Genomic DNA, 17,133 nt, shown 5'->3' with positions numbered 1-17,133 from the left:
CTCTACCTGTCCGACATCAACCCCCGCACCATCGTGAACGACGACGCCATTGTCGCCTTGGCCGCGAATATCCAAGAGCATGGCCTCATCCAAAGTCCGGCAGGCTTGCGCGATGGGACTGGCAAAGTCGGCATAGTGGCAGGTGGACGCCGTTACCGCGCTTTGGCCCTGTTGCAGGACGACCCCCGGTTTCAGACCGTCACCGTCCGCATGGCCCCCGATCAGGCGACCGCCGCGTTTTGGGCGACGAGCAAAAACGCGCAGCGCGAGGACTTGCACCCCGCAGACGAAATCCGAGACTTTGGCGTGATGGAGAGGCGCGGTGTGAAGGTTGCAGACATTGCCGTTGCTTATGGCGTGACCGAGAAGCACGTTTACCGCCGCTTGGCCCTGTCCAATCTGCCCGCCCCGGTGCTGGACGCTTTGCGGGACGGCAGCGTGAGCCTGTCCCAAGCCGCCGCGTTCACGATCAGCGACGACGAGGCTCTGACCTTGGAGGTGTTGGCCCTTCACATGGAAAATATCGCCAAAGGCTGGGGCGGTCTGAACGACTACACCATCAAGACCCGCTTGAAACCCGGCAGCGTCAAAGGCACTGACCGCCGCGCCGTGTTTGTCGGTCTGGACGACGACACCGCCGCAGGAGGCCGCGTCGGTGGTGACCTGTTTACCGACGGGACCACCTTTGACGACCCCGCAATTCTGGACGCGGTTTTCGCCGCCAAGCTGACCCAGACCGCCGCCGACTACCCCGCCGCGCACGCCTGGAAATGGGTCGAGGCGATCACCGACAGCTACATCAGCTATCAATTCGATCAGGATCGCAAATTCGGCAAGGTCCATCCCGTCGAAGGCGAACTGACCGAGGCCGAAGCCGAGCGTTACGACGAACTGGCAGAACTGGCGAACGCTGCTGCACTGGGCGAGGAAGGCACCGCCGACGCCTTGCAGACCAAGAGGAACGGCGACTTTACCGACGAGTAGCGGGCCACAAGCGGTGTCGTGATCTATGTCACCACGGACGGCAGCGTGAAGGTCGAGGCCGGTTTCATCCGGGCCGAGGACAAGGCCGCAGCGGTCCAAGCAAATATCTTGCAGCCGTCGCGCCATGCCACGACCGAGGCCGCGCCGAAGTCGCCTATCTCTGACACCTTGCGCGGCGATCTGGACCGGATCGGCACAGGCGCACGGCAGAACGCGATGCTGGACGACCCGAAACTGGCGTTGCACCTTCTGACCTTCCAGCTTTGCGGGAAGATGGGATACGACAGGGCTTACGGCGTCCGCACTGACGACGTGCCGAACGTCCCGACCACGGAAACCGGCTATGTGATGGACAGGCGCCTGACCGTTTCTGACACCGACGACCGCAGCCCGTTCAACCGCGATTATGCCGCCGAATTTGCCAAGTTTCGCAAGAGGGGCGATGCAAAGATCATGGACCTGTTGAACCGTTATCTGGTCGCGCATCTGACCAGCAGCAGCCCTGACCTTGGCGCGATGATCGACAAGCTGACGAGCAAGCGCACCCGCGACACCTTCACACCGACCGCCGAAAACTTCTTCGGTCGCGTGAACGGCGCTTACCTTAATGACCTGTGGAGCGACCTTCTGGGACTGGCAGCAGACCACCCTACCGTGACCATGTTCGAGAAGTTAAAGAAGGGCGAGAAGGCCGCAAAGCTGGAAAGCCTGTTTGCAGACCCGGCGACACGCACAGCCCTTGGCCTGTCGGAAGATCAGACCTGTCGCATCAACACTTGGCTTCCCGAAGGTATGGCCTGACCAAAGCCGCAGGGCGCGGAAGCGCCCTGCCCCACCCATCCCGACCAGATTTCGCGTCAAACACCTGCCCCGATAACGCCCCGAACCGGCCCCGGACTAATACGTTAAATCGTCTTAAAACCCTTATTTTATTGAGTGAAATAACTCTTTCTGCTAGGTTCAACCTACGGTAATTCAGCCCCAAAGGCCGCGCTCATGTCCCTTGTTTCCACGTCCGTTCAAGCTGTCTGGCAGTCCGCCGAGCTGTTGATTGCCTTCCATAAGAACAAGAACCAGACCAAGCGAGACGCACCCTTTTTCTGGCGTCCGAAGGAGGCATTTGCCCGCCTGCTGGCGAAGCCCGAGGATCAGGAGGCCGTCGTCGTCATGCGTGCCGCAGACGACAACGGCGCCGACGTTCAGATCAAAATGCACTCCGATAAAATCGTGGTCAGGCGCGATCGCGAGCTGGGTTGGTCAGGCGTCATTATTGACGAGCATCAGATTCAGTTAAAAGTCGATGGTGCGATGATCCGCGTCGATCCAGACGGCGGCGTTGTGGTGGAAAGGGACTTCCAGAAAACCCACTATTTAAAGACGTAGCTTTCTGTAAGTAAGATGGTTAGAATTCACCTATTCCAATGATTAGTGACGATCGTGTTCCTTTGGTACGCGCCGGCGGTACGTGGCGACCCGCCACAGGTACCACCCGAGGATCAGGACAACGATTCCCGTCGAGATTGGATTTATCCATGTGGAAACCTTCTCATACTGGGATTGCAGCCAATAACCCGCCAACGTGAGGAAGCTCGTCCAGACTACCGTGCCAACGGTGGAGTAAGCCAAAAACTTCGCGAACGACATCTCGGACACGCCCGCCGGCACGGAGATGAAGGTGCGTACAGTCGGGATCAAGCGCCCGATCATCACGGCCAAACCCCCGTGTCTTTTGAACCAGGCATTCGACTGGTCGATCTCGTCAGGTGAGATCGTCAGCCAGCGACCATGACGCCGGGCCAGACGCTTCAGGCGGTCGGTGCCGATGCGCATACCGACCCAGTACCAGAAGACGGCGCCGGCAAGCGATCCAGTCGACCCTGCAATGATGACGGCAACAAGATTCTGATCACCGTTGGCCGCGTTGAACCCTGCTAAGGGCATGATCAACTCGGACGGTATCGGCGGGAAGACGTTTTCGACGAACATGAGAAGTGCGATCCCCACCAGCCCGACTGTGTCGATGAAACCTGATATCCAGTCAAACATTAGTAAATTCCCTTTCAGATATTTTGTAATTGCTCAACGTTCACGCCGGGCCCAAGGCTCCATGTCGTCAGCTGAGCACTCATTACCGCTATGACTGCGACCAATCAGGAAACACGATGCGCACCATTAGCCCCGGTGCATTGTCCTCCAGCGTCAGGACCGCATCATGCAATTCGCAGATTGCGGCCACGAGGCTGAGGCCCAGACCATTGCCCTCGGTCGTGCGGCTTTGCTCCAGCCGGTAGAGGCGCCGCAGGACTTTTTCCCGCTCGGATGCCGGTATGCCAGGACCGCGATCCGAGACAGTCAGGACAGCCCGCCCGCGGTCTTGCGTCACCCGAACCACAATCGGTCCGCCGCCTGGCACATGCGTGATGGCGTTTTGTACCAGATTGCTGATCATCTGCGACAGCAGCTGGCGGTCGCCACGGACCACGGTCTCTCCGTCTGCAGCCTCGAGGGTCAGAGCAAAGCCACGGTCGTCGGCTTCGACCTCGAGAAAGTCGATAATATCCCGCGCAACATCCGTCAGGTCGACGGCTTGCAACCGGTCTCGTACGGCCCCGCCCTCAATCTGGGCAAGTTGCAGCAAAGACTGAAACGTTCGCACGATACGGTCCGTTTCATCTAAAGCTCCGATCAGCAGTTCCTCCTGCCCATCCGTCAGCACAGTTTTATTCATCACGCGGTCCAGCACCAGGGCCACCCGCTGGATCGGTGTCTTGAGGTCATGGGCAATGTCGCTGGAGATCTGGCGCATGGAAGACACCAGCGTCTCCTGCGCGTGCGCCATGTGGTTGACGTCCTGCCCTATCCCGGACAAATCGTCGCCGCGTCCGTCTACGCCGATCACCCGGGCGGACAGTGTGCCGCCGGCCAGAGTATGCAGGGTCGCCTGTATTGCGTTGATCCTGCGACGTGCGCGTCTGGCGACCCCCCACCCCGCCAATCCAGCGATGAGCAGTGCGGGCAGCAACCCAATGAGCAAGACGGCCATAAAGACCTCCGACATCTCGACGATCTGCTCCCGGCTCTGTGCCACGATCAGTTGCCCCGCACCTATGCGGGCGCTCAGCGCCAGTTAGCTGTCCGCCAGACCATCAACGTCTGTGGAAATGGCGTTGGCGGCGATGATCGTGACACCGCTGACAGGCGGAAAGTCCGCCACATTGGACAAGACAGTGCCGCGGTCAGGCAAGTAGTGCAGGATACGCACATCGGGATCGAGTTGCGCAGCAGCGTCTGACAGGCGTTCGAGCAGATCGTCATTGTCATTGATCGCACGGTACTCGCTGATGGTCTGCCGCAACTCGGCTTCGATCGTGGACTCGATATTGGCCTTTGTCACTGCATAGGCCACGGCAAGGCATCCGAGGGCCGAAACGGCAAAGATCGCGAGCAACAGCAGCGTCAGGCGCAAAGGCGTGGACCTGAGGCGGAGAACGGGAGCGGTCGGCGTCACCCTTCGTTGATCCTGTATCCCGAGCCGCGCACCGTTTCGATGAGTTCGGTGGCGAAGGGCTTGTCGATCTTGCTGCGGAGCCGACTGATATGGGTGTCGACCACGTTGGTCAGCGGATCGTAGTGAATGTCCCAGACCGCCTCCATCAGCATCGTGCGGGTCTGCACCCTGCCCTTGCGACGCAGCAGATGTTCCAGGAGCGCAAACTCGCGTGGCAGCAGATCGACGGTCTGCCCGGCGCGTGTGACACGGCGGTGCAGAAGATGCATTTCCAGATCGCCGGCTTTCAGCACCGTGGACTCGGGCTCTGCCCGGGGCCTGCGGCTGATCGCGGCAATACGTGCGCTAAGTTCGCCAAAGGCAAAAGGTTTTACGAGGTAATCGTCACCGCCCGCTTGCAAACCCTCGATCCTGTCATCGACACCGCCCAGGGAAGTCAGGAACAGCACAGGTGTGGTATTCTTGGTAGCGCGGAAGGTTTTGACAAGACTGAGGCCGTCCAGTCCGGGCAACATCCTGTCGACCACCATGACGTCGTAGCTGCCGGACACGGCCTGGACCAAGCCGTCGGTACCACTCACGATGAGGTCGATGGAATTGCCCTCTTCGCGCAGGCCATCGGCGATATAGGCCCCGATGGCGGCGTCGTCTTCAATGATAAGTATCTTCATCGCATCCCCGCAACGGACCTTACCGGCAGGGCGCATGCCCTGCCGGTGTGGGCAACTTTACCGCGACGATCAGTTGTTGTCGTCGTTGGTTTCGCCGTCACCATCGCTAGCTTCATCGTTTTGATCCTTGGCATCCATTGCGACAGCAGTGACAGTGCCATCGGCCGGGTTCACGGCCACGGTTTTCGTGGTGCCGTCGGTCATCGCGACTTCGACGTGATACATACCGGTGGCGGCATCGTCGGTCTCGAATTCTGCGCTCATCGCCTTGCCGCTCGTGTCGGTTTCTGCGGCCTTGACGGCGTCTGTCAACGACATCGTTGCAGCCTGAAAGGCCTGCACTTCAGCCGTATCACCGGCGTCCATGTGCTGTTCGGCAAAGGCCGCCGTCGCACCCATGGTGCCCAGGCCCAGTGCCAGAAGTGCGGCGGTACCTGCAGTCTTGAACGTCATGCGTGTCATCGTGATCTCCTTGGTTGCAGGGCTGCGATCGTGCGTCCCTGTGACCAAGATCTAAGGTGGCCCCGCGGACGATTGCTTGTCCGGGTTATTACAAATCCGACATGTCCCGGCCTCGATCACCAGTCTGTCAAACATGACACGCATGACATGACCCTGACAGATGCCTGACACCCGGCTGCCGGAGGCACAGCTTTGCAAATGAACGCAAGGCGTTGCTCACCACCCTTTCACGCCGCACATTGTCTCGGCAGACAAGACGTCTGACGCCGCCGCAGACACATCGTCCAGAAAGTCAGCCACCAGCCATGTCGCACACCCTCGATCAGATACTGCCTTCTCTCCAGTCGCTGGGACTGCTGACCTACTGGATCATTGCCCTGGTCGCGATGCTGGAGGCGATTGTTCTGACCGGCATCATCGCACCCGGTGGATTGGTCGTCATTGCCGGCGGCATGCTGGCGCAACGCGGCACCGTCAAATTCTTCGACATGGCCTGGTTCGTCGCCGCCGGGGCCATCATCGGGAGCGGCATCAGCTTTTACCTCGGACAACTGACGACTGAGGGCTTGGCCAAAGCGGAAGTCATTCGCCACGTCGCGCCATGCGCAGCGGGCTATGGAGCTGGTTCAGCGTTACGGCGCATCCGCCATGGTGATTGGCCGATTCTTCGGGCCGATGTCCGCGCTTGTCCCGTTTGCAGCCGCCATGGCTGGCATGTCGCGCCGCAGGTTCTGGCTGTGGAATGTCGTCAGTGCCGTGCCCTATGCTCTGATCTTGCCGGGGATCGGGTATTTTTCCGGTCGCGCCATTGGCGTGCTGGGTGCGTCGGCCCCACGGATATTAGCGTTCAGCGCCGTCACGCTGCTGGTGCTGGCGTTGCTGTGGTTCATCATGCGCCGCCTGCGACGGGCACTGCCCTTGCTGGCCGACATCGCACGATCCATCGCAGCCGGCATTTCAAGCAAACCGTGGGTTCAGGCCCGCGTCCGTCAGTATCCTCGGCTTAGTTCGTTCCTATCGGCGCGGTTTGGTACCGGGCAGTTTCTCGGCCTGACGACGACTGTTCTAAGCGTTCTCTTTCTCTACACCGCAGCCGTCTGGGCAGATTCCGTGTTCAACCTTATGGGGTCTGCCGATGTGATGTCGACCGATAAGCGCGTTGCCAACATTCTTTACGCGCTGCGGAATGCACGCCTTGTCGCCATCTTTGGCTGGATCACCGAGATTGGTGGACGCCACGGTGTCCTGTCCATGTTGGCGGGTATCAGCGTGGCATTGTTGATCCTGCGTCGGTACGATCTGTTTGGTGGTCTGTGGATCGCCGCTGTCGGGAATCAGGTCACGGTCACGTTGCTGAAAGGCTTCTTCAGCCGCCCCGATCGGGTCTTGGCTATTTCGTCGAGACTTCAGGGAGTTTTCCCAGCGGTCACGCCGCAGGTGCCGTGGCGGTTTGGGCGATGTTGTTCTATCTGGGCTGGCGCACGCGGCTGCTTTCGGCCGGTACAGCTGCCACTGCTGCACTGATCACCGCCTTTCTGATCGGCCTCAGCCGGATCTATCTGATCGAGCATTATGTCTCGGACGTTTTGAACGGCTATCTGGTGGGTGCGTTGTGGCTGATCCTGGGCATTGCATTCTGTGAATGGCGACGCGGAACGCATCGCGCATCCCCCCATAGTGGCAGGTATTGGGCCGCTTTTGGCAGCGTAACAGTAGCTGGTGTTGCCGCCGTTGCGCTGGCCTCCGCGACAGCAAGTCCGCTGAATGCCACATCCAGTCCTGTGTTTCAGGTAAGGAACCAGCCCGCAGCGTTGCTGGGCGCGTCGGCTCTGCCCGGCAGAACCGAGACACTCGCCGGCGATCCGCGCCAACGCGTCAATCTGATCGTGACAGTGCCAGATGCTGCAGATCTGATCGATGCCATGCAGACCGTCGGTTGGACCGCTGCGCCCCGGCACGGACCACTCCGTCTCGCGACGGCTGTGTTCAACGACTGGGCGAGACATGCGATACCCGACCCTTTCGTCATCCCGACGTTCTGGAACGACCGTCCGGACACTTTGGCCTTCGCGCTCACGGTCGCGAACGAACGCGACGGCACACGTCTGCACGCCCGGTTCTGGGACAGCCGATACCGGGCCGATACTGGCGCGGTTGTTCTGATCGGGACACTGACACGTGAAGATCCGCTGGAATGGGCTGTGACCGAGAGCGATCCGGTTGCTCCCGTGGGGGGCACACTGGACCAACTGGCCGCTGATCTGGGCAACACGGGTGTCACGGTGGACATTCTGCCGTAGCCCTGAACATTGCAGAGATGCAATGATTGCGAAAAGCCCCTGCCGGGCCCGCTCCCCATGGTGAGCGTCACAGGGGCGGGCATCTTGCTGCAAGACCTCTGGACACTCAAAGCTGGCGCCGCCAGCCCGTCCGGGGGACCCCCAATGCGTAATATCCTTCTCAGTACCGTTCTGATCATTGTGCCGGTTGGCGTCTTCGCCGCGGGATATGCAATTCTGTCGCCCGCTACGCCCGCGTCGCAGGCGGCTTCGACCGACAGCGGGCCATCGCTGGGTGACATGACGCCGTTCACCACAATTACGACAGATGTGCAGAAGGTTGCAGAAACTGGTGATCTGGCTGCCGCCGCAATCCGCATCACCGATCTGGAGACCGCGTGGGACGATCAGGAAAAAACCCTGCGTCCGGTCAATACTGCGGCTTGGGGTAACGTCGATACCGCCATTGACGATGTCCTGACGGCGCTGCGCGCGTCCACGCCCGATCAGACGACGGTCGATCAGACACTCTCCAGCCTGCAAAATGCTCTTGCCGATCCTGCCGGATCGGGTGCCCCCACCGGCGGGTCCGTGATCATGGTGCAAGGCGTCGCCACGACAGATGCCAGCGGACACGCCCTGCCCTGCGAAACAATGCTTGACATGTTCCGCACAACCCGCGCCAGCGCCAAAATGGCCGACGCGCAGAATGCGACGCTGGACACCTTGCAAGCAAAAGGCACGGAGCGGTGCAACGCAGACGATGACACCCGTGCAGACGATTTCCTCGCTCAGGGCATTGCCCTGATGTCCAACTGAGCCCCGGAAAGGAGCCCGCCATGACCCAGCTTTCTGCTGTAAGTGAATCCGCCGGATATGCCCGATCGGAAACCCCTCCCGCAATCATCACCCCCAACCGCGTTCCCGGAGTCACCGTGGATTTCTGGCTGATCAAGCTGATGGCCGTCACTATGGGCGAAACTGCCGCAGACTTTCTGGCCGTGAACATTGGACTTGGCCTGACGGTAACATCTTTGCTGATGGCAGCAGTCTTGGTCGGCGCACTCGTGCTGCAGTTCAGGCAGAAACGATATGTACCGTGGTCCTACTGGCTGGCCGTCGTGCTGATTTCCATTGTCGGTACGCTGGTCACCGACAACCTTGTCGATAACTTCGGCGTATCGCTGATCACCACGACCGTTGCCTTCACGATCCTGCTGGCTGCGACCTTCGCTGTCTGGTTCTCGGTCGAAGGCACCCTGTCCATCCACGAGGTCCGCACCACCCGGCGCGAGGCGTTCTACTGGCTTGCGATCCTCTTCACCTTTGCGCTTGGCACCGCCGCAGGTGACCTTGTGGCCGAGAAGTTCGCATTGGGCTACATGGCGACAGGCATTCTCTTCGGCATGATCATCGCGTCGATCACCTTCGGCTACTACATGCTGAAATTGGACGGCGTGCTGGCCTTTTGGATCGCCTACATTTTCACCCGCCCGCTGGGTGCGTCCTTTGGCGACCTGCTGTCGCAACCGACCGAATACGGCGGCATGGGTCTCGGTACCATCATCACCAGCGCCATCTTCCTTGCCGCCATCGTCGCCATCGTCGCCTACATGACGATGACGCGGGAAGGCAGCGACGAGGTATCGCTCGGCTGATCCTGAATACCGCCCGGCAATGTGATGACAGGCGGCCGGGAACCCACCGCCTGTCACACGCCGTTAGCAGTCGATCAGTGAAACGGGTCGATGGTTTTAAACCTGAAGATCCACACCGCTTCTGCCCAATATCCATCATCTAACGCTCATCGTCACCCTTGCCTGATTGGTTTCCAATGAAATCCTTTTCTATACGCGCTGCCACGTTGACGTGCCTTCTGGCCTTTCCGTTGATGGCAAATGCACAGACCTATTCCGTGATGCGGGGCCACCGCGTGATGAGATCAGTTGTTTTCGAAAAACAGGGTGGCGATGAAAGTCTGCTTCTGACCCTGGACCATACGCCCCTTGGCCTGGAGGATGGCACGTTCAAGGCAACGACGCACACAGGGGACGGGACAACCGAGTATCTGGGTGAAAGCAAGGGAAGCGAGAGCCACGACATCGCGATTACGCGAACAGCCAGTGCCGTGACATCCGTAAGGATAACGCCGCAATCCGAGATGACTGAGCTGTCAGAGGCCGGGTAGGTTCCAGCAGGCGTGCTTACCCCGAGGGAATTGCTATCGGCGTTACAAGATGCCGGGACATGCCCGTCGCCGCTAGCGGTGTACGATGGCCGACGTGTGGCGCAGGTTGTGACAAAGTCGATGGGGTTGGGCGCGTGCCATGCCGTTCATCCTTGGTGCAGAAGCGTGGACTGCCCTTCCCAACGTGAAGCGCCTGCTTGACGAGATCAACGCGCGCCCCGCCGCAAAGGCCGCGGAAGCGCTGTCCACCGAGTATTCCTTCAAGAAGGACATGGACGACGCGGCGAAGGCAGTGATGTTTCCGCAGAACAAGCGTCTGACACAGGCTTGAAAGCCAGGGGTCCGGTGCGCATGACACCGGACCCCACGCAGGATCCTGGCGTGTTCAGGCCGTGACACCGATCTTGTTAGATCCCTGCATACCAGTCGTAATCGCCTACATCTTCCCAGAATCCGCCTTTGCCTCTCCCCACGCCGTCAAGGCTGGCCACGACCTCGACACCCATGATGAACTTGGCATGCTTATAACCCAGTTTGCGTTCGACCCGCAGGCGGACCGGTGCCCCGTGACCGACCGGCAAGGGCGCATCGTTCATCGTATGGGCCAAGATCGTCTGCGGATGCATCGCACTGCGTAAATCTATCGACTCGTAATAAGGGGTCCCATTGAAATCATCCGCACATCGAAAGACGACGAACTTCGCGTTCGGCTGTAAGCCCGCGGTGCGCAGAATTTCGGACAGGGGCACCCCTGTCCATTTACCGATGGCAGACCAACCTTCGACGCAATTGTGCAATGTGATCTGGGTACGCTGCGGAAGCGCCTTCAGTTCGGCGAGCGCGTATTGCGCCGGCGTGGTGACCAGTCCTCCGATCGGCAGCGACCAATCAGCAAAGCCGTTGCGCATCAGCGCAGCATAGGCTGGATCGTTCGGCATCGTGTTGCCGTTGACTCTGAAGTCGGGCGACATCTCTGCTTCGGCAAATTCCGGCGCCAGCGCATCGCCGACAACAAACGGTCCGATCCGGGTGCCCAGCCACTCGCCTGCCCCCAGCACCAGTTGTTTGAAAGAGGGCGTAGCACCAAGGCGATCGCAACCGATCAGGACCGCCGGAGCCGCCAGCGTCAACAGGCTGCGGCGTGTCAGACGCTTGCTCATTGGCCCTTCTCCTTTGGCAAGCGGAACCGGCCCGTGATCATCGATCTGACTTCGTTGAAGGGTCCTGCCAGCAGGACCATGATCATGTGGACTATAAAAAATCCGAACAGCAGCGCCATGAAGATAAAGTGCAACGATCGCGCAGATTGCCGACCGCCGAACACGTCAATCAGCCAAGGCATCAGAGCGGTCGCAGCCGGTGACATTGTCAGACCCGTCAGCACCATGCCGGGTAGCAGGATCACCAACACCGACAGATAGGCGAACTTCTGCAGTATATTGTAGCGCAACGCTGCGAAGCCTGGGGGAAAGTTCAGCGTGGCATGATGCTTTATGTCGCCCCAGATATGGCGGGGCCGCAGCTCCTCTCGCGTGGGTAGCAGATCCCGCCGCATGTGCCCGTTCCACAGACTGCGCAGCGCATAGATCAGCAGCGCCCCGGCGAACAGCCAGGCGAAAGTCAGGTGCCATCGGCGCGCCAGCGCCAGATTATAGGTCGATGGGATCGTGGCCCACCCGGGAAAGGCGCGGTTGCGCACAACACCCCCGCTGTCAGTCCACTTTCCCAAGACACCCGTAGTCTTGATCTGTTGCCCCGCCACAGTCAGCACACCGGCATCGGCAGTGGCCCCGATTTCCAGCCAGGCCGGATCGGGATTGGCCCCGTAATTGCCCCAATAAAGGCGTGGATGGGCATTGAAGATCATCAATCCGCTGCCCAGCATAATCACCAGCACCGACGCGTTGGTCCAATGCCACAGCCGCGTCGACAGTCTGTGCCGTCGCACCAGATCGCCACCATGGGGCGGAGCTTCCGATACTACATGAAGGGACATTTAAGGCCTCGCCTGCGATGGGAAAGTGGTCCTGCGCCCTAATAGGCGCAGGATCGGGGTTGGCATCACATGGTCTCGTGCATTACATCCATCACCATCATATCTTCCTTGCCGACACAGGCCTCTTTCATCTTCATCATGGCCTCTTCAGTCATGGCACCGTCGGCTACCATCGCACCATCAGCGGACATCGCTCCGTCCGCAGCCATCGCACCATCAGCGGACATCACGCCATCCGCAGCCATAGCGTCGCCAGCGGGCATGTCCTTCATCGCCGTATCGATGGCTGTCGCTGCTGCCATCATGCCATCCATGTCCATCGCCATCAGTTCGGCGCAGGTCATTTTGCTGACGTCCATCTCGCTATGGGCGGCGGCAAACAGCGGTGACGCCGACAGCGCGACAAGAATTGTAGTGCTCAGAAACAGATTGCGGATCATGATAGTCCTCCCGGATCGCGGCCGTGCTCCATGCACATCCTCCTCACAGATCATACGCTCGGCCAAACGGTACGGCGCAAATTTAATCCACGATCACCAGAACTTGAGATGCAGTTATCTCCTTCGCAAACTTCAAGCTCCGCCAGCACCTGCAAAAGGGTTACCATCAAAAAATTTTAGCTTTGAGCGCATCTGTGTGCCGGGTGTCCTACAATAATCCGCTGCTCTCATAATTGCTCCTTAAGACAAATCATTTCACCGAATTTGCGCTGTGCACGTCGGCAATCCACCTAAGGTGTCACGTAACGGTGAAGCCAAGGTATTGTGGCAACCTTCTTCCGAACAGACCGTTGAGCTAATGAAACTTATCAAGGAAATATCCCGTGAAAGCCTTTCTATCACTCGCGACTACAGTAACCATGGTAGTCATTCCAGCTTTTGCGTTCGCGCAGGACACCACCGCGCCTAACACAGATGTTCCGGAAGTCGTATTGGAAAAGACCACCCAAAAATTTATCGACAGCCTGAAAGGCTCTACTCCGATCAACCAGCTGCCCTATGACGAGGCCCGTCAGGTGTTGATCGACGCGCAGACAAAGGGCGACACCGCAATGCCCGATGCGGACGTGCAGGAGATGACCCTGAATGTCGGGCCCACGGGCGAGGTGAAGGTCTACACGGTGCGCCCCGCTGGGAATGAAGGTAAAACACTGCCGGGCGTTGTTTACTTTCACGGCGGCGGCTGGGTGCTGGGGAACTTCACCACCCATGAGCGGCTGATGCGCGATCTGGCAACGCAGGCCAACGCTGCAATGGTCTTTGTCGAATACAGTCCTGCCCCCGAGCAGAAGCACCCCGTCCAGCTTGATCAGGATTATGCCGTTCTGCAATACGTCTCGGAAAATGCCGCCGAATTTGGCATTGATGCCAACCAGCTCGCGATTGCAGGTGACTCCGTCGGCGGTCAGATGGTGGCCGTGACGGCCGTGCGCGCCAAGGCCGATGGGCCCGCACTTGATGCGATGGTCATGTTTTACCCGGTCACCACCGCCGACCTGACTAGCCACTCCTATGAACTGTTCGCTGACGGTCCATGGTTGTCGAAGGCCAGCATGGCGTGGTTCTGGGAAGCTTATCTGCCCGAGGGCACCGATAGTGCCGATCCGATGGTTTCTCCGCTGAACTACGGCGCAGAAGATCTGGCAGACCTGCCCCCAGCGCTGGTCATCACCGATGCAAACGACGTGCTGCGTGATGAAGGCGAAGCCTTTGCCGCGAAGCTGACATTGGCCGGAGTCGAGACGCAGAGCACGCGTTATGATTTTACAACGCATGATTTTGTAATGCTGAACGCATATGCGCAGACGCTGGCAACCACGGCAGCAATTACCGAGGCCGCAAACTTCCTCAAGGATCACTTCACGAAGTAAACGCCCAAACGCGATCGGAAGCCCGCCCTGAAATAGTGCGGGCTTTCTACCGGAAGAACGCGGATCAGGGCCCTTTCCAGCATGTCCCGTTTTAATGCTGACTTGACCCACTTGCAGCCGTAATCGCCAACCATCTGATCCGATCGAGGAAACTCATGGCCCAAGCTCACTCCCCCTCCATCATCGTATTTGATGTCAACGAGACCCTTTTGGATCTGACGACATTGGAACCCCTTTTTGAGCGGTTGTTTGGGAAAGACAGCATGATGCGGGAATGGTTCGCCCAACTCATCCTTTACTCCGAAGCGCTGACCCTCTCCGGTATCTACGTTCCGTTCGGCGACCTTGCCGCTGGCGCACTTCGCATGGTCGGTGAAACATCCCACGTCATGGTGACTGACGCAGATGTGGACGAATTGGAAACACTCATCGGCGCGATGCCGGCTCATGCGGATGTGGCTCCAGCGCTGGAGGCCTTAAAGGAGCGCGGATTTCGGCTAGTGACTTTGACGAACTCTGCGCCTGGCGCTGCACCGACGCCACTCGAACGCGCGGGCCTTGCAAATTACTTCGAGCGGACCTTCTCCGTCCATGACGTCACGCGCTTCAAGCCTGCGCCTGAAACGTATCGGTACGTTGCCACCGAGTTAGATGCGGAAGTGTCAGACCTCTGCATGGTCGCGTGTCATTTCTGGGATACGATCGGCGCTCAGGCGGCGGGATGCTCTGCCGTGTTGGTCAAACGTCCTGGAAACGCTGTGATGCCAATATCGGGCGTGCCCACTCCGATGATCGTGGTGGACGATATGCACGGGCTAACCGAAGAGATTATCGATAGGTGGTCCGCGGACGTTAGGAGGCAGTAAATCCAGGTCGACAACAGACTAGCAGATATAAGTCTTCCTTGAGATAGCCGCAAGCAGGGAACGTTCTGGCCCCCCTATCTGTGACGTTAATCTTGACCATGGGCCGAGTCTTCTTGAGCAGGACAAATTTGATTAGCGCATTGTCGTTCGCCCAGAGTTAGCTTGGGGACTATGGAGCACACTATTTACAACACGCTGTATCAGAAAAAAGTAACAGACGGATGAGTCTTAATGTCGCGCTGCGGCGCCTGATAAGGAACGGAATTGGCGGAGAAGGGTTAAGACTTATCGACGTATGGGAATAATGATTTGCAACTGTCTCATGAATACCGTGACCTGATCTGTCAGCGGTTCATGTTTGGTGGCGTTACCGGCGGTCAAGCGGCCATCGAAAGCTTGTTTCCGAAAAACTTGACGCGACGCGAGCTTTGCCTCGATGTCCTCCGTCCGGTTGCGGATCATCTCGGTGAATTGTGGCTTAAGGACGAGGCGGTTTTTATGAGTGTCCGAGTGGCAACCTTGAGAATGGAAGCGCTGCTCCGCGCGACTGCAGAACCTGTTCATCCCGTCATGAGAAAGACGCGCAGACAGGCAATTTTCGCGAGCGTGCCCGGCGAGGACCATACGTTCGGCGTTCAGATGGCCGCTGACCTGCAGCGCGCGAAGGGGTGGGATATTCAGGCTGTGATCAATGTGGGTCAGGCAGATCTGCTGTCGCAGATCGTAAACTCGCCCGCTGAGATCTTGGGCCTGTCAATAGGGTCAAGTTCAGCCATGCACGGGCTTTACGTCACGGTGGCCGAGGTGAAGAAACAACGACCTGACATGAAGATCCTTGTCTCTGGCGCCCTCGTAGGCATCGACCTCCAGCCCATTGAACGTCTTGGCGTTGCGGGCCATGCCGTTGACTTTGAGGGGGCGGAGATGCTGCTTGACACTTTGATGGGGACCACCTTCAAACCGGACTATAGATCAAATGACGTTACCGTCCTCCCTGTTGATCGTTCGTAAAAGGTCGCCTTAAGCAGGATCGGCAGACTGAAAGTGGGCAGCTGCGTACTGGCCGGTTTGGTGCCATTACCTCGTAACATCCACACAGATAGAAACTAAGGATCTCTGTATCAGGTATGGTGTATATGCAAAGCCCATTGCGAAAACCTCGCTGGTCATCGTGAACGAGCCGGAGACCAGCCAGCGTTAGGCTCACCAAGGGACGAGACGAGTATTTAGCTGAATAAGGTTTTGTTAATAAGACTGTAATAGACGAAGGGGAGATCAATATGCTTTTGCGCTCGCTCTGTGCGATGCGTGACGACCGATTGTCGGGAGAGACAGCGGGAAGTTACCATTGGAGCGCCGATTGTCCCGCCAATAACATCCTGTCTTTGCCGCCCACGTGATTCCGCGCGATAATAACAAGGTGCTGTTTTAGATATTTTTTGATCAGTTAATTAATAGAGGCCCTGAATCTCTAGCGGTAGCTGTCTGACTTCTTGTTCGCGCAGGATCGTGCGTGGGATGGCGGTGGCGTCGGCCTGCCGCAATCGGGTCATCCGGTTGGTGGCGGCGGCCTGGATGTCGGCGCGGTCGCGCAGGATCGTCGGGCGCAAAAAGACAAACAGCGTGCGCCTGCTCTCGCTTGCATTGCGTGACTTGAAGAGATTGCCGACCACGGGAATGTCGCCAAGACCCGGAACCTTCTGTTCGCTGCTCAGACGGTCGTCAGTGATCAGGCCACCCAGCACAACCGTGCCGCCGTTGTCGGCCATCACGGTGGTGTTGATGACCCGCCGGTTGGTCACCAGATCCGCGGCGCCTTCGACGTTGCCGTTGACGAGTGAACTGATCTCCTGCTCGATCACCAGCTGCACGACACCGCCGGCGGTGATCCGGGGCACAACGTTCATCGTGATCCCAACGTCCTGCCGTTCGATCGTGGTGAAGGGTGTCAGAGTGTTGCCATCGGTCGCGAAACTGCCCGTGCGGAACGGCACGTTCTGACCAACGACGATGGTAGCTGGTTCGTTGTCGAGCGTTGTAACCGATGGCGTGGACAGCAGCCTTGCCCGGCTGGAATTGGACAGCGCCTGCACCAGCAGGCCAAAGTCGTTGTTGCTCGCCGCCAGGGTCGCGCCCGTCGACAGCGCGACAGACGCAGGGGCGCCGACAGCAGTCAAAACGCCCTGAAGCGAAACGCCGCCGTTGCTGAAGGACGTGGCGCCCAGCGAACCCTGCGCCTGCTGCGTGCCGAAGCCGAGTTGGGCGCCCAACCGCTCTGCCACGTCGCCGGAGACTTCGACGATGGCGGC

Annotated in this window: 21 protein-coding genes; 11 read left to right on the top strand and 10 right to left on the bottom strand. The window is 59.0% G+C overall.

What is annotated here, in order from left to right; translation table 11 throughout:
* Positions 1-6: 6 nt before the first annotated feature.
* The 3 genes from BUA54_RS19855 to BUA54_RS19845 all read left to right on the top strand — a co-directional run bounded on the left by BUA54_RS19855 (position 7) and on the right by BUA54_RS19845 (position 2,367).
* Positions 7-984, top strand: coding sequence for a ParB/RepB/Spo0J family partition protein (locus tag BUA54_RS19855; protein WP_342742743.1), 978 nt, complete (start codon positions 7-9; stop codon positions 982-984).
* An 18-nt stretch (positions 985-1,002) separates the two neighbouring features.
* A complete protein-coding gene (locus tag BUA54_RS19850; protein ID WP_072858986.1) occupies positions 1,003-1,785 on the top strand; it encodes a hypothetical protein in 783 nt (260 codons plus the stop codon).
* 195 nt (positions 1,786-1,980) lie between these two features.
* A complete protein-coding gene (locus tag BUA54_RS19845) occupies positions 1,981-2,367 on the top strand; it encodes a hypothetical protein (protein WP_072858985.1) in 387 nt (128 codons plus the stop codon).
* Positions 2,368-2,409: 42 nt separating this feature from the next.
* On the opposite strand, the gene BUA54_RS19840 is transcribed toward BUA54_RS19845, so the two are convergent.
* The 6 genes from BUA54_RS19840 to BUA54_RS21085 all read right to left on the bottom strand — a co-directional run bounded on the left by BUA54_RS19840 (position 2,410) and on the right by BUA54_RS21085 (position 6,218).
* A complete protein-coding gene (locus BUA54_RS19840) occupies positions 2,410-3,030 on the bottom strand; it encodes a DedA family protein (RefSeq protein WP_072858984.1) in 621 nt (206 codons plus the stop codon).
* A gap of 88 nt (positions 3,031-3,118) precedes the next feature.
* Positions 3,119-4,072 carry a sensor histidine kinase gene (locus tag BUA54_RS19835; protein WP_084114694.1) on the bottom strand — a complete coding sequence of 318 codons (954 nt, stop codon included), beginning with the start codon at positions 4,070-4,072 and terminating at the stop codon, positions 3,119-3,121.
* A 39-nt stretch (positions 4,073-4,111) separates the two neighbouring features.
* Positions 4,112-4,450, bottom strand: coding sequence for a hypothetical protein (locus BUA54_RS20710; RefSeq protein WP_084114692.1), 339 nt, complete (start codon positions 4,448-4,450; stop codon positions 4,112-4,114).
* Positions 4,451-4,488: 38 nt separating this feature from the next.
* Positions 4,489-5,163 (bottom strand): winged helix-turn-helix domain-containing protein, encoded by a 675-nt coding sequence (locus tag BUA54_RS19830; protein WP_072858983.1) that lies wholly within the window; start codon positions 5,161-5,163, stop codon positions 4,489-4,491.
* Positions 5,164-5,232: 69 nt separating this feature from the next.
* On the bottom strand, positions 5,233-5,625 hold the full coding sequence (locus BUA54_RS19825) for a PepSY domain-containing protein (RefSeq protein ID WP_072858982.1): 393 nt from the start codon (positions 5,623-5,625) through the stop codon (positions 5,233-5,235).
* Between the two features lie 227 nt (positions 5,626-5,852).
* Complete coding sequence (locus BUA54_RS21085) at positions 5,853-6,218, bottom strand: hypothetical protein (RefSeq protein WP_143155556.1); 366 nt, start codon at positions 6,216-6,218, stop codon at positions 5,853-5,855.
* 22 nt (positions 6,219-6,240) lie between these two features.
* Between BUA54_RS21085 and BUA54_RS21850 the strand changes: the two genes are divergently transcribed.
* The 5 genes from BUA54_RS21850 (at position 6,241) to BUA54_RS19795 (ending at position 10,423) form a co-directional block, all read left to right on the top strand.
* Complete coding sequence (locus BUA54_RS21850; RefSeq protein WP_072858981.1) at positions 6,241-7,149, top strand: hypothetical protein; 909 nt, start codon at positions 6,241-6,243, stop codon at positions 7,147-7,149.
* Positions 7,083-7,925, top strand: a complete 843-nt coding sequence (locus BUA54_RS19815) for an LssY C-terminal domain-containing protein (RefSeq protein WP_143155555.1) — start codon at positions 7,083-7,085, stop codon at positions 7,923-7,925. The genes BUA54_RS21850 and BUA54_RS19815 overlap by 67 nt, the downstream gene beginning before the upstream one ends.
* A gap of 84 nt (positions 7,926-8,009) precedes the next feature.
* Positions 8,010-8,723, top strand: coding sequence for a hypothetical protein (locus BUA54_RS19810; RefSeq protein WP_143155554.1), 714 nt, complete (start codon positions 8,010-8,012; stop codon positions 8,721-8,723).
* A 20-nt stretch (positions 8,724-8,743) separates the two neighbouring features.
* Positions 8,744-9,562 carry a COG4705 family protein gene (locus tag BUA54_RS19805; RefSeq protein ID WP_084114690.1) on the top strand — a complete coding sequence of 273 codons (819 nt, stop codon included), beginning with the start codon at positions 8,744-8,746 and terminating at the stop codon, positions 9,560-9,562.
* Positions 9,563-10,231: 669 nt separating this feature from the next.
* The gene (locus BUA54_RS19795; protein ID WP_178352809.1) at positions 10,232-10,423 is read left to right on the top strand and encodes a hypothetical protein; all 192 of its coding nucleotides are present in this window, start codon (positions 10,232-10,234) and stop codon (positions 10,421-10,423) included.
* Between the two features lie 76 nt (positions 10,424-10,499).
* On the opposite strand, the gene BUA54_RS19790 is transcribed toward BUA54_RS19795, so the two are convergent.
* The 3 genes from BUA54_RS19790 to BUA54_RS19780 form a co-directional block, all read right to left on the bottom strand.
* Entirely contained in the window at positions 10,500-11,252 is a 753-nt protein-coding gene (locus BUA54_RS19790) for a molybdopterin-binding protein (RefSeq protein WP_072858977.1), read from the bottom strand.
* Complete coding sequence (locus BUA54_RS19785) at positions 11,249-12,088, bottom strand: cytochrome b/b6 domain-containing protein (protein WP_072858976.1); 840 nt, start codon at positions 12,086-12,088, stop codon at positions 11,249-11,251. The genes BUA54_RS19790 and BUA54_RS19785 overlap by 4 nt, the downstream gene beginning before the upstream one ends.
* Before the next feature lie 65 nt (positions 12,089-12,153).
* A complete protein-coding gene (locus tag BUA54_RS19780) occupies positions 12,154-12,528 on the bottom strand; it encodes an HdeA/HdeB family chaperone (protein ID WP_072858975.1) in 375 nt (124 codons plus the stop codon).
* Positions 12,529-12,911: 383 nt separating this feature from the next.
* Here BUA54_RS19780 and BUA54_RS19775 point away from each other — a divergent pair, with 383 nt between their 5' ends.
* The 3 genes from BUA54_RS19775 (at position 12,912) to BUA54_RS19765 (ending at position 15,835) form a co-directional block, all read left to right on the top strand.
* Entirely contained in the window at positions 12,912-13,958 is a 1,047-nt protein-coding gene (locus BUA54_RS19775) for an alpha/beta hydrolase (protein ID WP_218588323.1), read from the top strand.
* A 155-nt stretch (positions 13,959-14,113) separates the two neighbouring features.
* Positions 14,114-14,824: a haloacid dehalogenase type II gene (locus BUA54_RS19770; RefSeq protein ID WP_072858973.1), complete on the top strand. Its 711-nt coding sequence runs from the start codon at positions 14,114-14,116 to the stop codon at positions 14,822-14,824.
* 309 nt (positions 14,825-15,133) lie between these two features.
* Positions 15,134-15,835 carry a cobalamin B12-binding domain-containing protein gene (locus BUA54_RS19765; RefSeq protein WP_143155552.1) on the top strand — a complete coding sequence of 234 codons (702 nt, stop codon included), beginning with the start codon at positions 15,134-15,136 and terminating at the stop codon, positions 15,833-15,835.
* A 440-nt stretch (positions 15,836-16,275) separates the two neighbouring features.
* Here BUA54_RS19765 and BUA54_RS19760 read toward each other — a convergent pair.
* A partial coding sequence (locus BUA54_RS19760) for a type II secretion system protein GspD (protein ID WP_425434994.1) occupies positions 16,276-17,133 on the bottom strand: 858 nt, incomplete at its 5' end.

Source organism: Loktanella atrilutea, assembly GCF_900128995.1.
GTDB classification, from domain to species: domain Bacteria; phylum Pseudomonadota; class Alphaproteobacteria; order Rhodobacterales; family Rhodobacteraceae; genus Loktanella; species Loktanella atrilutea.
The sequence above is the reverse complement of the archived record's forward strand: the minus strand, read 5'-3'. Positions and strand labels throughout refer to the sequence as shown.